This is a genomic window from Klebsiella sp. K47 (assembly GCF_051858335.1).
GTDB classification, from domain to species: Bacteria; Pseudomonadota; Gammaproteobacteria; order Enterobacterales; family Enterobacteriaceae; genus Klebsiella; species Klebsiella pneumoniae.
The window spans coordinates 30,869-46,506 of record NZ_JBPYUI010000007.1 but is presented as its reverse complement, the minus strand read 5'-3'; the positions used below and the strand labels follow the sequence as shown (position 1 = coordinate 46,506).

General features: G+C 55.3%; 15 protein-coding genes and 1 pseudogene. 6 read left to right on the top strand and 10 right to left on the bottom strand.

The genetic code is table 11. The features are described 5' to 3' along the window. Positions 1–52 precede the first annotated feature (52 nt). The gene (bglB, locus tag RRF55_RS08635) at positions 53–1,192 is read right to left on the bottom strand and encodes a beta-galactosidase BglB (protein WP_002911497.1); all 1,140 of its coding nucleotides are present in this window, start codon (positions 1,190–1,192) and stop codon (positions 53–55) included. Between the two features lie 4 nt (positions 1,193–1,196). Next, a complete protein-coding gene (locus tag RRF55_RS08630) occupies positions 1,197–2,780 on the bottom strand; it encodes an MFS transporter (RefSeq protein ID WP_002911499.1) in 1,584 nt (527 codons plus the stop codon). A gap of 353 nt (positions 2,781–3,133) precedes the next feature. On the opposite strand from RRF55_RS08630, the gene uspC reads away from it, so the two are divergent. Next, complete coding sequence (uspC, locus tag RRF55_RS08625; protein WP_002911500.1) at positions 3,134–3,562, top strand: universal stress protein UspC; 429 nt, start codon at positions 3,134–3,136, stop codon at positions 3,560–3,562. A 23-nt stretch (positions 3,563–3,585) separates the two neighbouring features. Here uspC and otsA read toward each other — a convergent pair whose 3' ends face one another. The 5 genes from otsA to RRF55_RS08600 all read right to left on the bottom strand — a co-directional run bounded on the left by otsA (position 3,586) and on the right by RRF55_RS08600 (position 9,487). Next, complete coding sequence (otsA, locus tag RRF55_RS08620) at positions 3,586–5,010, bottom strand: alpha,alpha-trehalose-phosphate synthase (protein ID WP_004175414.1); 1,425 nt, start codon at positions 5,008–5,010, stop codon at positions 3,586–3,588. Then, entirely contained in the window at positions 4,985–5,773 is a 789-nt protein-coding gene (gene otsB, locus RRF55_RS08615) for a trehalose-phosphatase (RefSeq protein ID WP_032415194.1), read from the bottom strand. The genes otsA and otsB overlap by 26 nt, the downstream gene beginning before the upstream one ends. 161 nt (positions 5,774–5,934) lie before the next feature. Further along, entirely contained in the window at positions 5,935–6,915 is a 981-nt protein-coding gene (araH, locus tag RRF55_RS08610; protein WP_002911507.1) for an L-arabinose ABC transporter permease AraH, read from the bottom strand. Positions 6,916–6,929: 14 nt separating this feature from the next. After that, positions 6,930–8,444 (bottom strand): L-arabinose ABC transporter ATP-binding protein AraG, encoded by a 1,515-nt coding sequence (araG, locus tag RRF55_RS08605; protein WP_002911516.1) that lies wholly within the window; start codon positions 8,442–8,444, stop codon positions 6,930–6,932. A 62-nt stretch (positions 8,445–8,506) separates the two neighbouring features. Continuing rightward, entirely contained in the window at positions 8,507–9,487 is a 981-nt protein-coding gene (locus RRF55_RS08600) for an arabinose ABC transporter substrate-binding protein (protein ID WP_002911518.1), read from the bottom strand. A 361-nt stretch (positions 9,488–9,848) separates the two neighbouring features. On the opposite strand from RRF55_RS08600, the pseudogene RRF55_RS08595 reads away from it, so the two are divergent. Further along, positions 9,849–9,944, top strand: a pseudogene (locus tag RRF55_RS08595) (hypothetical protein); the annotation flags it as partial. Between the two features lie 434 nt (positions 9,945–10,378). Next, positions 10,379–10,888, top strand: a complete 510-nt coding sequence (locus RRF55_RS08590; protein ID WP_004175413.1) for a non-heme ferritin-like protein — start codon at positions 10,379–10,381, stop codon at positions 10,886–10,888. 70 nt (positions 10,889–10,958) lie between these two features. On the opposite strand, the gene RRF55_RS08585 is transcribed toward RRF55_RS08590, so the two are convergent. Then, entirely contained in the window at positions 10,959–11,117 is a 159-nt protein-coding gene (locus tag RRF55_RS08585) for a succinate dehydrogenase (protein WP_004148869.1), read from the bottom strand. A 65-nt stretch (positions 11,118–11,182) separates the two neighbouring features. Here RRF55_RS08585 and RRF55_RS08580 point away from each other — a divergent pair, with 65 nt between their 5' ends. Next, positions 11,183–12,694: an MFS transporter gene (locus RRF55_RS08580; RefSeq protein WP_002911522.1), complete on the top strand. Its 1,512-nt coding sequence runs from the start codon at positions 11,183–11,185 to the stop codon at positions 12,692–12,694. A gap of 37 nt (positions 12,695–12,731) precedes the next feature. Here the strand turns inward: RRF55_RS08580 and RRF55_RS08575 are convergent, their stop codons facing one another. Further along, positions 12,732–12,983 carry a DUF2766 family protein gene (locus RRF55_RS08575; RefSeq protein ID WP_002911524.1) on the bottom strand — a complete coding sequence of 84 codons (252 nt, stop codon included), beginning with the start codon at positions 12,981–12,983 and terminating at the stop codon, positions 12,732–12,734. 150 nt (positions 12,984–13,133) lie between these two features. On the opposite strand from RRF55_RS08575, the gene RRF55_RS08570 reads away from it, so the two are divergent. Next, positions 13,134–14,555: an MFS transporter gene (locus RRF55_RS08570; protein WP_064153321.1), complete on the top strand. Its 1,422-nt coding sequence runs from the start codon at positions 13,134–13,136 to the stop codon at positions 14,553–14,555. A gap of 49 nt (positions 14,556–14,604) precedes the next feature. On the opposite strand, the gene RRF55_RS08565 is transcribed toward RRF55_RS08570, so the two are convergent. After that, positions 14,605–15,243, bottom strand: coding sequence for an RpiB/LacA/LacB family sugar-phosphate isomerase (locus RRF55_RS08565; RefSeq protein ID WP_002911528.1), 639 nt, complete (start codon positions 15,241–15,243; stop codon positions 14,605–14,607). Between the two features lie 170 nt (positions 15,244–15,413). Between RRF55_RS08565 and RRF55_RS08560 the strand changes: the two genes are divergently transcribed. Further along, positions 15,414–15,593, top strand: coding sequence for a hypothetical protein (locus RRF55_RS08560; protein WP_020324969.1), 180 nt, complete (start codon positions 15,414–15,416; stop codon positions 15,591–15,593). The last annotated feature ends 45 nt before the right edge of the window (positions 15,594–15,638 follow it).

Genomic DNA, 15,638 nt, shown 5'->3' with positions numbered 1-15,638 from the left:
CGGCGAAAGCCGGGTTAGTTTTATTCGGCGCCTCGCCAGCGGGGCGCCCTGCTCAGAAGTACTTGCGTAGATACTCCGTCAGACAAAGGATCGCCATCGCCTGACCGTAGGGCATCGAGGTAAGCGGGATCTGGCGATAAAAGTCGAGGTCTGACCCCATCCCGGTGCCAAATGAGGTCTGCAGCAGCTCCCCCTGCGGCGAAATATTCTGCACAATCCCGCGAATCGCTTTTTCAGCCACCCCGGCGTAGTGCTGCCCGACGTAACGCTTGCGCACCGCTTTGAGAATCCCGTAGGCAAAGCCGGCGGTCGCCGAGGCCTCAAGATAAGAGTGCGGGTCGTCCAGCAAGGTATGCCACAGGCCGCTGTCGTCCTGGCATTCTGCTAAGGCGGCAATCTGTGCGTCGAGGACTGTAATCAGATAGCGCCGTACCGCATTCCCCTCGGGGAGATCCACCAGTTCCAGAAAATCCGGGATCACCATGGTGAGCCAGCTGTTGCCCCGCGCCCAACGCGCCCGGGCAAAGTTATGCCGCCCCTCATAGTTCCAGCCGTGAAACCACAGCCCGGTCTCCCGGTCCATCAGGTTCTGCACATGGAGCAGGAACTGGTAGGTTGCCTCCTCCACATACTGGGGGCGGTTAAGCAGCTTGCCAATTTTGGCTAACGGCAACACGGTCATCATCAGCGTGTCATCCCACATTTGCTGATGGTTCTCCTCCGCCAGAGTCATGTGCTGCATACCGCCCTGCTCGGTGCGCGGCATCTCGTGCATCGCCCACTCCGCCCAGCTCTCCAGCCACGGCAGATACGCCATACGGCCGGTCTCTTCAAAGCGGTAAGCCAGGGTCAGAAACGGGGCCATAGTATTGACGTTTTTGGTCGTTGCTCCCTCGGCGAAGCGGTCGGCAAACCAGCGATCGATGATATCACGCATCTCGATATCGCCGGTTTGCTGGTAATACTGATAGATGCCGTACAGCCCAACGCCGTGGGTCCACTCCCATCCGGCCCAGCCTTTGGTATCGATCACGCGCCCGTCATCCAGGCGTAGTAAAAATTGCCCGCTCTCATCCTTAATATTCACCAGGTTTTGCGTCACGTTGCGGATCAGCGCCTGCAGTTCGCTGCGGGCGATAAAACGCTCAGGCTGACGCAGTAATGGGCTATGTTTGACCGGCCAAACTTTCATGTTGTTAACCTCGGGTATATGTCGAATTCAAAGCGCCGCCCTTAATGAGCGCCGGGGCAGCAGGTTTATGACGATTCAGATAGCCAATATTGTTATTGCCCCACAGACAGTCGTAAGGCATCCCCGCCAGCAGCTCGACCACCGCACGGTGTTCCGCACTGGTTTGTTCCGACTGAGCGTAGCCGAGCTCGCGCATTCTGAGGGTCTCGCTGCGCAGGACGCTGTGGGTGTGCAGGTTGAGCTTGAAGCGCAGCGAGACGAGGAAGCCGCAGGCTAACACCACCAGAGTGCCGACGCTGAGGATCAGCAGAATGGTATGGCTGACCCCTTCAGGCTGTATTTTTTGCCCGGAAACAAACCCCGACAACTGCATAATGATCCCCACCAGCATCACCGCCCCCGCCTGCGAGGCTTTGCGGGTCAGGGTCATGATGCCGGCAAAAATCCCCTCCCGGCGCTGGCCGGTGATCGCTTCGTCGACGTCGGCAATATAGGTGTAGGTATTCCACGGTACGTAATTTATCCCGCCGCGTCCCAGTCCGGCGACAGCAGAGATGAGCAGCAATAAGGAATAGACGTCGCTCAGTCCGGCGTAATAGAGCAGCGCGTAGGAGAGTGAGCTCAGGCCAAACAGGACCACCACCATGCGGTACGACGGCGCGGGGCCAAAACGAATGCACAGCGGGATCATGGCGATTACTGCAATAAACTGGAAGATGGCCATCGTCCCCAGCAGGTTCGAGGCGACGGCGGCTTCCTGCATCAGAACAAAGACCACGTAATAGGTAAACACGGCATTGAAGACGTCCTGGGCGATATAGCCCCCCAGATACATGCCGAGGTGCTGGCGGAAAATTTTTATCCGCAGCGTAGAACTCAGCTCAATCACCAGGCGATTGAGGCTCTGAGCAAGGGTTAAGTTTTGTTTTTCCGCTTCCGCCCGCAGGGCCGCTTCCGACCACGCCTCCCGCGGTCGTTCCCAGGTGAAACACCAGACCAGAGTCAGCATCACCGCGCACAGCACCGAGAACACCAGACTGGCATAGAAGAACGAGCTGGCATTATCTTTGCCGAGCCAGGAGAGAAGGATCCCCGGCAGGAAGGAGGCTAAAATCGCCGACATCTGCGCCATCGAAATGCGCGCGCCGGAGAATTTGGTTTTCTGTTTAAAGTCATCGGTCATCTCCGGCACCAGCGTCTCATAGGGCACCAAAATCATGGTATAGACCATATCAAACAGCAGATAGGTCGCCAGGTAGTACCAGAAGCCCATCTCGCCGACCCACATCGCTGAATAGCTGAATACGCAGGGGATGCCGAGCAGAATAAAGAATTTTCTGCGGCCGAAGCGCTTACCAAGCCAGGTGGTGCCAAAGTTATCGGTGAGAAAGCCCATCAGCGGGCTTACCACCGCGTCCAGCACGCGGGCGGCAGCAAAAATAAGCGTGGCCTCAATCGGGGTCAGTCCGCAAAAGGTCGTGTAAAAGTAGAGCAGCCATGCGGCGGTTAACGCCGTCGTGCCGGCGCCGAGAAAATCGCCCGCGCCGTAGGCCAGATAGTTAGCCAGTCCAATTTTTCGTGTTTTCATCGCCGTGATCCTGTGTCTTTTTTTTAAAAGAACGCCGACAATCGTTCCGGATTTGCCACCGGAAGGGAGTGGGTACCTGGCTACACTAAAAGCTGTGAAAGGAGGTTACCTTTGTACTTTTGCCACGGAACAGTCGCCGGTGGCAAAATGACAAAGAGATGACGTCGCCACTTCACTCATTTATAAAACAGCATTTCTTTTTAATCAAAAGATGGGTTCATTGATGTGATCGGGTTGGAAGGTCGCCGACTAACGAACAGGCTCGCAAATCCCGGGATCGGCCCTTGCGCAGTCGGGGAAACAGGAGTAAAGAATGGAAGAAAGGGTTATTCCGCGTATCTCAAGGAGGCCAGATGCCTTATACCCATCTGCTGGTTGCCGTCGCGCCAACGCCGGAGAGTCAGGTGTTAATTAAAAAAGCGGTGTCGATAGCCCGCCCCGTTAACGCGAAAGTGAGCTTAATCACTCTCGCTACGGATCCGGAGCTGTATAACCAGTTCGCCGCACCGATGATGGAAAATCTGCGCGAAGTGATGCAGGAAGAGACGCGGGAGTTTCTCAATGAGCTGGCTCGCCACGCGGACTACCCAATAGAAAGAATGACCATCGCCTGCGGCGAGCTAGGCCATCATATTAAGGACTTCTGCCGGTCGCACCGTGTTGATCTGGTGATCTGCGGCAATCACAACCATTCCCTCTTCTCACGCGCCACCTGCTCGGCGAAAAGTATCGTCGGCAGCTGCGGCGTTGATGTCCTGTTGGTTTCCCTTGAAAAGGGCTAACGCCGGTTAGCCCTTTTCCTGAACTAGGCCAGTTTAGGGAAGGTGGCTATCTTCCCCCGCAGACGGCTCTCCTCGCTGCGCGGTGAAATATGCTGCAGATCCTCGACAAAGCGCGCCTGCCAGTTATGAATATCATTTTCTCTGATCACGTCCAGCATCGCTGAATGACGGGCGATACGTTCCGCCAGCGGCATGCTGAGCGCGCGATCCAGCGCGGCGGCAACCTCGTCGCGATCGTAAGGATTGACGATCAGGGCGCTGGTCAGCTCCTGCGCCGCCCCGGCAAACTGCGACAGGACCAGTACGCCAGGGTTATCCGGATCCTGCGCCGCGACGTACTCCTTCGCCACCAGGTTCATACCATCGCGAAGCGGCGTCACCAGCCCGACGTCAGAATAGCGGAAGACCTTCATCAGCAGCTTACGATCAAAATGCTGGTTCAGATAGTAGAGCGGTGTCCAGCCAAGCTGACCAAACTGTCCGTTGATGCGTCCGGCTGCGGTTTCCAGCTGGTGGCGGATATCCTGATAGGCCTGCACATCGCCGCGGGAGGTCGGTGCGATCTGGGTATAACGGATTTTGCCGTGGTGCTGAGGGTACTTCTCGAGCAGCGTCTCGTAGGCGAGGAATCGCTCCGGCAACCCTTTCGAATAGTCAAGACGCTCCACGGAGAAGATATTCTTCACATTTTTCAGCTCGTTCTTCAGCTGGGCCAGCTTCGGCGGCAGCGGACCTTTAGCGTTGCGCGTAATTTCGTCCGGATCGATCCCTATCGGATAAACCTCGGTACTGAACGCCTTACCCCATGCCTGATAGCGTTTATCGCCGAGGTCGGATAGGCGAGTCTGCATAGCAATGCTGTCGAGAAAAGCGGTTCTGTCGCTTTCGGTCTGGAAGCCCAGCAGATCGTAATCGCACAGTTGCTCCAGCAGCTCAGCGTGCGGCGGCAGAGCGTTAAAAATCTCCGGCGTCGGGAACGGAATATGTAAGAAAAACCCGATGCGATTATTCACTCCGCGCTTACGCAGCTCGCTGGCGAAGGGCAGAAGATGGTAATCATGGATCCACAGCGTATCGTCTGGCTCAATCAGCGGTAGAAGCTTGTCCGCCAGCATGGCGTTAACCCGCAGATATCCCTCCCAGGCTTCGCGCTGAAAGCTGACCAGATCAAGGCGATAGTGGAAAGCCGGCCACAGCACGGCGTTAGAGAACTGGTTGTAGTATTCATCATGGTCCCGTTCATTAAGGTTGAACGACGCCCATGAAATATTCCCGCGGGAGACCTGCTTGAGCGGCTGCTGGTCATCGCCAATCTCGCCGCTCCAGCCAAACCACAGACCCCCCGCCGCTCTCAGTGCCCCCAGGATGCCGACGGCCAGACCGCCAGCGCTCGATTTTTTATCGTCCGGTAAGGCGATACGGTTAGAGACTACGACTAAACGACTCATGGTCATCCCTCCTTTCGGTTTGCGCGTCATACGCCAGATGTTGCAACCACGTCCTTACAGCGGCGGCATCCGCCAACCGCCAGTGCGCCTGAGTTTCCCCGGCGCCAACTTTTACCGACATTCCCTGCAGTTGATTAACGACGCTGAATCCCGCCTCGTCGGTCAAATCATCGCCGACAAAAACCGGTTCGCGGCCGGCGAATGGCGCCTCCTGCATGAACGCGGTAATCGCCTCCCCTTTGTTGACGCCGCGGGGTTTAATCTCCACCACGCACTTGCCAAGCTGTAACGCCAGCAGCGGATAGCGCTGAACAATCCGCTGCGCCAGCTCCAGCACGGCGCTCTGCTGCTGCGGGGCCTGGCGATAGTGGAGCGCGAAAGCCATCTCTTTACTCTCCAGCTCACATCCCGGGAGCGCTTCCAGCGCCGACGTCAGCTCAGCCGCGATCTCATCGCGCAGCGCTGTCGGCAGAGAGACGATGTAGGTTTTACCATTGATATCACGGCGCTCGGCCCCGTGAACGCCGGCCAGCGGTAGCCGCCAGGGATGGGTTAGCGTGTCAAGTTCAGCCATTGAGCGCCCTGAAATCAATGCCACCGCGCCCCCCTGCTGCTGGGCCAGCGCATTGAGCGCCTGCAGCGTGCTGTCGGGTATCACCACCTGATCGGGGTGCGGCTGGATATCGGCAAGAGTACCGTCGAGGTCAAAGAAAAAAGCGTAGTTTCCGGTTAGCGCAGGCGGTACAGATATCTGGTTATCCACCCTGTTTCCTCCTTATCATGGCCAGCCGAAGCTGGTTGTTAATTATATGTGAGCCATGTAAGTATAGACAGTGTGACCAACCTCGCCATTTTTGATAGTTACCGCCAGCGAAACGGGCGCTGGCGGCAATTACTCTGTAAACTAAAAAGTTCGGTTTAAATTCAGGCCGCACGTTTGGCTTTTTGTTTGTAGCGGTCGAAGATCACCGCCGCCAGCAGGATCACCCCGCGCACGACGTATTGTGAGAATGGCGAGATATTCAGCAGGTTCATCGCATTTTCCACGGTTCCGAGGATCAGGATCCCGGCCACCACGTAGGAGATCTTGCCGATCCCGCCCTTCAGCGACACCCCGCCCAGCACGCAGGCCGAAATAACAATCAGCTCATAGCCAATCGAGGTCATCGGCTGGCCGCTGGTCATCCGCGACGCCAGAATGATCCCCGCTGCGGCCGATACCAGACCGGAGAGCACAAAGATAATAATCTTGGTGCGCACCACCGGGACGCCGGCCAGGCGCGCCGCCTCTTCATTGCCGCCAATAGCCAGCGTATTACGGCCAAAGGTGGTTTTGTTTAGTAATAATCCGAAAACCACCAGGCAGGCGACGGTCAGCCAGATCGGCGCCGGCAGACCAAACCAATTGGCATAGCCGAGGGTGAAGAAACGTTCATCTTCGATCCCCACCGCTTTGCCGTCGGAGATAATATAGGCCAGGCCGCGGACAATCTGCATGGTGGCCAGCGTGGTGATCAGCGCGTTGATCTTAAGGCGCGCAATGACAAAGCCGTTAACCAGGCCACTAAGCGCCCCCAGCAACAGGCCTGCGGCGATCCCCAGCCACAGGCTTTCGCTGAGATTAATCACCACCGCGGTGGTGACCCCGGCGCAGGCGATAACCGACGCCACCGACAGGTCAAAATCGCCGGAGGCCAGGCAAAACAGCATGCCGCAGGCCACCATCCCGGACATCGAGATCGCCAGCCCCAGCCCTTTCATATTGACGAATGAAGCAAAGTTGGGCACAAAAATCACACAGCCGATAAACAGCACCGCAAACACCACCAGCATGCCAAACTGATCCCAGATGCGGGCAAAGCTAAAGGTTGAGCGGGTAGCCCCGGACGTAGTCACTGATGACATCATTTACTCCTTACTCAGGCGACAGCCTGGCTCACTGTTGGCATCGCAAGGCTTAACGCCTGCTGTTCATTGGCTTCTTCATGCAGCAGTTCGCCGGCGATTTGTCCTTCGCGCATCACCACGATGCGGTCAGCGACGCCCAGCACTTCCGGCAGGTCGCTGGAGGCAAACACCACGGCGACACCGGAGGCGGCGAGGCCATAGATCACATTGTAAATTTCATGTTTGGCGCCGACGTCGATGCCGCGGGTTGGCTCATCAAGCAGGATCACCTTCATCTCTTCCGACAGCCAGCGGCCAAGGATCGCTTTCTGCTGGTTGCCGCCCGACAGGTTCATAATCAGCTGTTCCGGGCCCGGCGTTTTAATATTCAGCGACTGGATATGTTGATCGGCGTTGTCCGCCTCCCAGGCGTTGTTGATCAGGCAGCCAGCGTGAATATGCTTGCGCCGGGCGCTGATATTGATGTTATCGCGCACGGAATGCACCGGAATAATCCCCTCCGCTTTACGATCCTCCGGGCACAGCATCATCCCGGCCTGGATGGCCTGGGCCGGTTTGCGAATGGAGACGGGCTGGCCATCGATATACACCTGACCGCCGGTTATCTGCGTGCCGCCAAACAGGCCTTTCATTAGTTCGCTGCGCCCGGCACCCACCAGTCCGAACAAACCGACAATTTCACCGCTGCGCACCGAGAGACTAACCGGCGTGCGCACGCCCGGCGCTTTGACCTCCTCCAGGCGCAGCCGCTCCTCGCCATAGGGGCGAGGCTTCCAGCCATAAATATCGCCCAGATTGCGGCCTACCATTGCCTGGACCAGGGCGTCGTGGCTGACGCTCGGCATATCGTCAAAGGTGCAAACGTAGCGGCCATCTTTAAAGACGGTGATGGCATCGCTGAGGGCAAAAATCTCTTCCATCCGGTGTGAAACATAGATGATGACCCTTCCCTCCTCACGCAACTCGCGGATGACGCGAAACAGGTTGTCGATCTCTCTGGCGGAGAGCGAGCTGGTCGGCTCATCGAACGCGATAATCTTGGCGTTACGCGCCAGCGCTTTGGCAATCTCCACCATCTGCCATTGACCAATGGAGAGATATTTCAGCGGCGTCTCCGGGTCGATATCCAGACCCAGATGCTCCAGCTGCAGGCGGGCCTCATAGTTGAGCAGCGAGCGATTGACGATGCCGCCTCTGTGCGGCAGCTGACCGAGATAGATATTTTCGGCGACGGTCATCTCCGGGATCAGATGCAGCTCCTGGTAGATAATTGCCACGCCGGCGTTCAGCGCCTCCATGGTATTGGCGAATGCCATCTGCTGGCCGCCGATCTGCAGATGACCCGCGGTCGGGATATAGTTGCCGCTGAGAATTTTCAACAGCGTCGATTTGCCTGCGCCATTTTCGCCCATCAGCGCGTGGATCTGTCCCGGGTAGCAGTCAAAACTGATATCGGACAAGGCCTTTACGCCAGGGAACGTCATGGTGATGCCGCGAAATGAGAGATAAGGGGTAGACTGTTGCATAACGACTCCGCTCTTCTGCACTCAGCCCCCGCGCCGCGGCGGGGGCCAGTTTAATCAGGCTGTTACAGCCCTTTTTTCGCCAGCTCTTCTTTGAAGTTATCGCGGGTAATCAGCACCACATCGGTCACCGCCGTGAACTTCGGCGGCTCGACGCCCTTGGTGACCCAGTTGTAGAGCATTTCGCTGGTTTTGTAGCCGTGGATATCCGGGCTTGGCAGCAGAGAGCCATAGAAGCCGGTCGGCTGCGCCTTCGACAGTTCGTTGACGGCATCCACGCCGTTGATGCCGATGCCAATCACATCGGGAGCTTTAAAGCCCTGACCTTCGGTCGCGCGCACGCCGCCGAGGACGGTGTTGTCGTTCATCCCGACGATCAGCCAGTGTTTAACCTGCGGATGCTGGACCAGCATCGAGTTACCGGCGTCGAACGCTCCCGGGATATCGTTGGATTTTGTCGGCACGCGGTAGATTTGCGCGTCCGGGAAGCCGGCCGCCTTCAGGGCATCGATGGAGCCGGTGGTGCGACGGCGCGCGGTATCCAGCTCATCGGCGGTGATCGCCATTACGGCGGTGTCTTTGACATCCCAGCCGCGCTTTTGCATCTCTTTATAGAGTTCCTGCCCCTGACGGGCGCCAATTTCGCTCGCCGCCATCATCACCAGCGGTACGCTCTCCATCGGTTTGCCCTTCGCATTGACGAACTGGTCATCGACGGTAATCACCTTCATGTCATAGCCACGCGCTTTGGCGACAATCGCCGACCCGAGCTTGGGATCGGGGGTACAGATGACAAAGCCCTTCGCGCCGCTGGCCGCCAGGCTGTCAATGGCATTCAGGGTTTTCTCCCCATCCGGGACCGCAATTTTAATAACGTCAAAGCCTAAATCTTTTCCTGCTTTATCAGCAAATTTCCACTCAGTCTGAAACCATGGCTCTTCCGGCTGTTTCACCAGAAAACCCAGTTTAAGATTTTCCGCCATAGCTGATTGTGACATAACCGCAGCGAGACCAATGGCCGCCAGCGCTTTAGTAAATTTGTGCATGGTAAACTCCAGCTTTAATTCGCTTTCATGTAGGGAAAAATCGGAATTAACAATTTAATCGGCATCAAAACAAGGCATTAGAAAAATCGCATTCCCCACTGCCGTTGTTAGAGTAGTAATACCCGGAAATTATTTCTCCATACGAGAGCATTATCACATCGCGGAATTACAGTAATTGCGTACATACATTTAGCAAAAAATGACATAAAAAATGACACAATTGTCATACAATTTTACCGGGGCATAGCAGGATCATCTATACCATCAGCAGGCTTATCCTTGTGTTGTCAGAGGATGTTTAACGGTGGGTTACAGCACTGTTATCATCAGCGATTGACGGCGTTGCTGCGGGCGATCGCCTGTGCGCCACTCAAATGGCAACCCACCTCGCACCGCTGAGCCACATGGCCCGCTTAATATCGCGAAAAAACGGATCTTTGGCGTAATTTATTCCGAATAGAAAAAATATATTCCTCTTGATAAAAGCGCCTGCAACAAAAAATAAAAATAATGATCATCAACCTGAAACATTACTAATTAAATAACTTATTCCGTTCTCTTCTACGACGAATCTCGTAGTCAAATACTTATATCTTATAACCAATCTGAAACCAGCGAGCCCCTGCCAACGGCGCACAATCTCAGCCCTGGTAGTTTGCACAAATAATGGTGTAACAAAACGTAAATTACCGCGCTTGAGAGTTTTCTTAATTTCGTTGAGCGAGTATTCTTAAATCGTCGGCAAATGGAAAAAATACCCGACTCATACGGAATGTGTAGAGTTTTATTATTCTGCAACAGTGCCGCGTGTCACTATTTTATCTTGTAGTTATCCGCAGGATCCGCTGACGCGCACCAGTAACCCCTTCCCGGTTAATAAGGATATTTTTTATGGCAGTTCCAGGAATGGCACAAAAGCTAAACACCCAAATGAACCTTGAGTTTCACGCCTCTAACGTTTACCTGAACTTAAGCGAGTGGTGCGCCCGGCATCGCTTCGACGGCGCCGCGACGTTTCTGCGCACCCGCGCGCAAAGCAGCATCACCCTCACCATGCGCGTATTTGACTACCTGAAAAAAGCCGGCAGCTGGCCGATCGTCAATCCCGACCACGCCTGTAACCCTGAGTGCACCTCGCTGGAAGATCTGTTTACCCAAACCCTGAGCGATTACCAACAGCGCAGTCGTCTGCTGAGCGGTCTCGCTCAGGAAGCCAAAGCGCAAAGCGATGACAGTACCTGGCGGTTTCTCACGCTGTTGGCGGAAGAGCAGCAGCAGGATGGCCTGCTATTGCAAAGCGTGCTTGAGGAAATTCGTAATGCCGATAAAGCCGGTCTCGGGATGGAGCAGACCGATCGGCGTCTGATGGCTATCGTTGGAGAAGCGCAGAAAGCGCATTAATCAAGCCTTTATCGCTCTGCCAGGGGGAGCGCGTCTGCGCTGCCCCGCCCGGTTTATTAATCCATTACGTCTATTTTTTCTCCCCTATTATTCCTTTCAAGAATAAAAAAGTTTTAACTCGATCCCATTCCCTCATCACCGTTACCCCATAAGGGGGATTAGTGAGCGCGGTCACTTTTTGACGAACCATAAAGAAATATAAAAACAGTGTTTCAAAAATATAAAACACGAGGTTTATTTTTTATGGCTAGATACACGGCTTCAGCCTCTGAAGGGCTGCAGGGAAGACCGATCTTGTTACGCCATCAGTTAGCCTACGGCGGCGGAAATCTGTTAGGGAGCGGCGCACTGGCGATAAGCGGCGCATGGCTACTCTATTTTTATACGACCTTTTGCGGCCTGACGCTGATCGAGGCCTCATTTATCTTCTCCGTCGCCAGCATCATTGACGCTATCAGCAACCCGCTGATGGGCTATCTGACGGATAATTTTGGCAAAACGCGCCTGGGCAAGCGCTTCGGCCGCCGGCGTTTCTTTCTGCTAATTGGTATTCCGCTGATGATGTTCTACCCGCTGCTGTGGGTGGAAGGCCTGAGTTTCTGGTACTACCTTAGCACCTATGTGGTGTTTGAGATCATCTACACCTCTATCATGGTGCCTTATGAAACGCTGGCGACAGAGATGACCGATGATTTCTCACTGCGTTCAAAACTGACCGGCTATAAAGCTATCTTTGGTAAGCTGGCCAACTTCCTCGCGGCGTTTATTCCCGGCCAGTTCATTTTGCTGTATGGCAAAGATTCTGCCACCCCTTTCTTCCTCACCGGTCTGACCTATGGCGCGATCCTGATCGTCGCTATTTCCTGCCTGTGGTTGTGCAGCTGGGAGCGTGAGCGCGGGGAAGAGGTGGAAACCAGCGCGAAAAAAGGACTGCTGAGCACCCTGCTGTCGCTGGCGAAAGATATGCGTTCGACTTTTTATCTACGCGTATTCCGCAAACATCTTGGTATGTACCTGTGCGGCTTTGGCGCGGAATGGCTGTTTGCCTCCATCTTCACCTATTTCGTGATCTTCGTTCTACAACACGATCCAGCGATGGTGGCCGGGCTGAACAGCCTGAACTCGATTCTGCAGCTGATCTCTACGGCGCTGTTTATCGGCCTGTGCGTGAAAAAGGGCTTCAGCAAACCCTATATCCTGGCGCTGGGGATCGTGATTTTCGCGGTTCTGCTGTATACCTCGCTGTGGTTTTTCCATCTACCGTCCGGCCTGGCGACAGTGCTGATGTTCGGCATTACCGTGCTGTTCGGCCTGGGTACCGGCGGGGTTTACTATATACCCTGGACCGTTTACACCTTCCTGGCCGATGTCGATGAGATCTACACCGGACGCCGGCGGGAAGGGATCTATGCCGGCGCCATGACCTTCTCAGGAAAAATTCTTCGCTCGATTGTGGTGTTCTCGATGGGGGCGATCCTGAGCTTCTACGGTTTCCAGTCAAAAGCGCACAGCCAACCGGAAAGCGCGGTGACCGCTATCGCAGTGGTATTCTGCGTCGGGGTGATCGCATTAGCCCTGGCCGCCATCGTCTTCAGCAAGCAGATGAAGCTGGACCGGAAGGCCCATCTGGTGGTGCTGCAGGAAGTCGCGCGGATAAAAGCGGGCGGCAAAATTAGCGATATTGCGCCGGACGTGCGGGTTATCGTGGAGGATCTGGTCGGCCATCGCTACGAAGAGTGCTGGGGCAACAGCAAATTGTTCAAAGATGCTGCCCCTGCGCCTGCGCAGACCGTCGTTTCCCATTAAAGAAGAAGGCCCCGCCGGTATCCGGCGAGGCCTGGTATTAATGCGTTTCTTCCTGTGGAGTAAACTTCAGCTCAATCAACGCGATCGCTTTTTGCACCGCGCGAAGGGTCACCGGATCGGCAGAGGCCGGATGGCTGGCGAAGTCGATAGCTTTCAGCTGAGTGGTCATTTTTTCACGCACTTCCACCGGCGCAATGACGTCAATGACATCGAGGATCTGTTTGATAACCAGCTGGCAGGCAACCACATCGGAAACCAGCTCGTCGTGTTCGGTAAGATGTTGAGACATTAATTACTCCTTTTTTCAGGAGCGTAATAGTACCCTAAATCGTTAACGATAATAAAACCTGCCGTCGCAGGTTTTTTTATCTACCCTACTGGCTGGCGGGTCGTCTCCTGCCGCTTTGCACAGGATCACACTCTTGATGGCAGTGACAACATGAATACCGCGATCTCTTCCCGCGATGAACGTGCTTTTTCAGCGCCGGCGCTGCTGGTGGCCGGTGCCTTTTTTATGGAGTTTCTCGACGGGACGGTGATCGCCACCGCCCTGCCCGATATGGCGAGGGATTTTGGCGTCACCGCGGTCGAACTGAATATCGGCATCAGCGCCTATCTGATTACCCTTGCGGTCCTGATCCCGGCCAGCGGCTGGATCGCCGATCGCTTCGGCGCCCGGGCTATTTTTACTCTCGCCCTGGCGATCTTTACCCTTGCCTCGGTCTTCTGCGGCCTCTCCACCGAGGTGCATATCTTTGTCGCCATGCGTATCCTTCAGGGAGTCGGCGGCGCGCTGATGGTCCCCGTTGGTCGCCTTGCGGTGCTACGCACCACGCCGAAACACCAGCTGATCAAGGCCATCGCCACCCTGACCTGGCCAGCGCTGGTGGCCCCCATTATCGGCCCGCCTTTGGGCGGCTTTATAACCCGCTACGCCAGCTGGCACTGGATCTTCTTTATCAATGTCCCGCTGGGCCTTGCCGCCATCATCCTTTCGCTGCGCATTATCCCTGATATTCGCGAAACGGAACGGCGCTCCTTCGATCTCAGCGGATTTATCACTACCTCGGTCGCGATGGTCAGTCTGGTAACCGCGATGGAGCGGCTCGGCGATCGCCAGCCGCAGATCTGGCCGACGCTGGCTCTCGCCGCGCTTGGCTTCGGCTGTCTGTTATATTCCATTCGTCATTTCCGCCGGGTGGCGGCGCCTATGGTTCGTCTCGACGCCCTGCAGGTGCCGACTTTCCGGGTGACAATGTACGGCGGCTCGTTGTTCCGGGCCTCCATCAGCGCGGTGCCTTTTCTGCTCCCCCTGCTGTTCCAGGTGGGATTCGGTATGGATCCTTTTCATTCCGGCCTGCTGGTGCTGGCGGTGTTTGTCGGTAATTTAACCATTAAACCCGCCACCACACCGCTCATTCGCTGGCTGGGCTTTCGTCGGCTACTGCTGATCAATGGCGCGTTGAACGTCTGTTCGCTGCTGGCTTGCGCGCTGCTTACGCCGCAGACGCCGGTCTGGGCCATCATGCTGATCCTTTATCTCGGCGGTGTGTTTCGCTCAATCCAGTTTACCGGTGTAAGCACGCTGGCCTTCGCCGATGTCCCCGCCGCGCAGATGAGTGATGCTAATACGCTGTTCAGTACCGCGTCGCAGCTGGCGGTAGGGCTGGGGATCACGCTCGGGGCGATTGGCATTCGCCTGGGCGAGCAGGTCGGCGACTGGCTGCATCTTACTGAACTACCGGGGATCAGCTTCCGCCTGTCGTTTGTGTTTATCGCCTTGATATGTCTGGTAGGGATGATCGACAGCCTGCATCTGGCCAAAACGGCCGGCAGCAGCGTGTCGGAGAAGAAGAAATAGAAGAAAAAATAAACGACGGAAGGGCCAGCGGCGCTGGCCCTGATGACGGTTAAGCGACGATCTGGCGAACAAAGTCTTCGATTGCTTTATCCTGGCAGTTTTCGAAGAAGCACTGCTGGAAGCGTGGGCCGGAGACTGCGGTTTTCACCAGCTGCGGATCGATGGCGCGCAGGGTATCGAGGTAGTTCTCTTTTACTACTGCCGCTTTGACCTGGTTGAGGATCCCGGCATTGCGCACCTGCGGTTCTTTGCGCTCCGGCGGATAGCCTTCGCCGTTGCGGCCGGTAAAGGCTTTTTCAAAGATAAACCGCACATTCAGTTCGGCGCCCCAGCCGAAGCCTTTGGCAAACGGCAGCGACAGCGCATTACCGTTGTTGATCTGGGCAAACAGGAACGCATCCGCCGGATCGATACAGTAGCCGCAGACCACGCCCGGATGGATGTTCAGCGACATCAGCGCCCCCTGACCGGTACCGCAGCCGGTGACCACGAAGTCAACTGCTTTCGAATTCAGCAGAATACTGGCCATGATCCCAAGATGGATGTAGGTCAGATGATGATCGTTCTCATCGCTCATGCCGACGTTATAGACCGGGAATCCTTTTTCGTCGGCAACCGCGTTAAGCTCCTTGAGGATGATGGCGTTTTTGTTCGCCTGGCTGTTCTCCATCATCAGTGCAATCTTCATGGTTATTCTCCTGAATGCTGTGCGGGCCTGCCCGCAGAATGTCATTGACGTTGACTGCACTTTACTACCTTGAAAACAAACTTTCAAATTTTATGAAAAGTTGTTTTAAAATTTACGCAGTGCTTCACACTTTCGCAGGCTCCCCCTGTCTGTTGACCTCAGCCCTCTGCATGCTGGCGAATCCGCTTCGTCCTCCCTTACCACCCGCCGGCGACAAAGTCCTGACCGCCCAGGCAATAATGAATAATAAATTAAAAGCATTCTCATTTATTATTAAACTGCCAATGCGTGTTATTCCCATTAGCATTTTAAATAAAACATTTTTAAATTTACTTTTTGCAAATAATTAAATAACAAATTATAGTGGCAGCCAATAACATCTATTATTTAATTCC

Bases quoted from the DNA above. Each gene is read 5' to 3' on its own strand.
- RRF55_RS08600 (WP_002911518.1), bottom strand. From the start codon at position 9,487: ATGCACAAATTTACTAAAGCGCTGGCGGCCATTGGTCTCGCTGCGGTT.
- RRF55_RS08575 (WP_002911524.1), bottom strand. From the start codon at position 12,983: ATGTCTCAACATCTTACCGAACACGACGAGCTGGTTTCCGATGTGGTT.
- RRF55_RS08590 (WP_004175413.1), top strand. From the start codon at position 10,379: ATGGCAGTTCCAGGAATGGCACAAAAGCTAAACACCCAAATGAACCTT.
- araH (WP_002911507.1), bottom strand. From the start codon at position 6,915: ATGTCATCAGTGACTACGTCCGGGGCTACCCGCTCAACCTTTAGCTTT.
- bglB (WP_002911497.1), bottom strand. From the start codon at position 1,192: ATGAAAGTTTGGCCGGTCAAACATAGCCCATTACTGCGTCAGCCTGAG.
- RRF55_RS08570 (WP_064153321.1), top strand. From the start codon at position 13,134: ATGAATACCGCGATCTCTTCCCGCGATGAACGTGCTTTTTCAGCGCCG.
- RRF55_RS08560 (WP_020324969.1), top strand. From the start codon at position 15,414: ATGCTGGCGAATCCGCTTCGTCCTCCCTTACCACCCGCCGGCGACAAA.
- RRF55_RS08565 (WP_002911528.1), bottom strand. From the start codon at position 15,243: ATGAAGATTGCACTGATGATGGAGAACAGCCAGGCGAACAAAAACGCC.
- araG (WP_002911516.1), bottom strand. From the start codon at position 8,444: ATGCAACAGTCTACCCCTTATCTCTCATTTCGCGGCATCACCATGACG.
- otsA (WP_004175414.1), bottom strand. From the start codon at position 5,010: ATGAGTCGTTTAGTCGTAGTCTCTAACCGTATCGCCTTACCGGACGAT.
- RRF55_RS08630 (WP_002911499.1), bottom strand. From the start codon at position 2,780: ATGAAAACACGAAAAATTGGACTGGCTAACTATCTGGCCTACGGCGCG.
- uspC (WP_002911500.1), top strand. From the start codon at position 3,134: ATGCCTTATACCCATCTGCTGGTTGCCGTCGCGCCAACGCCGGAGAGT.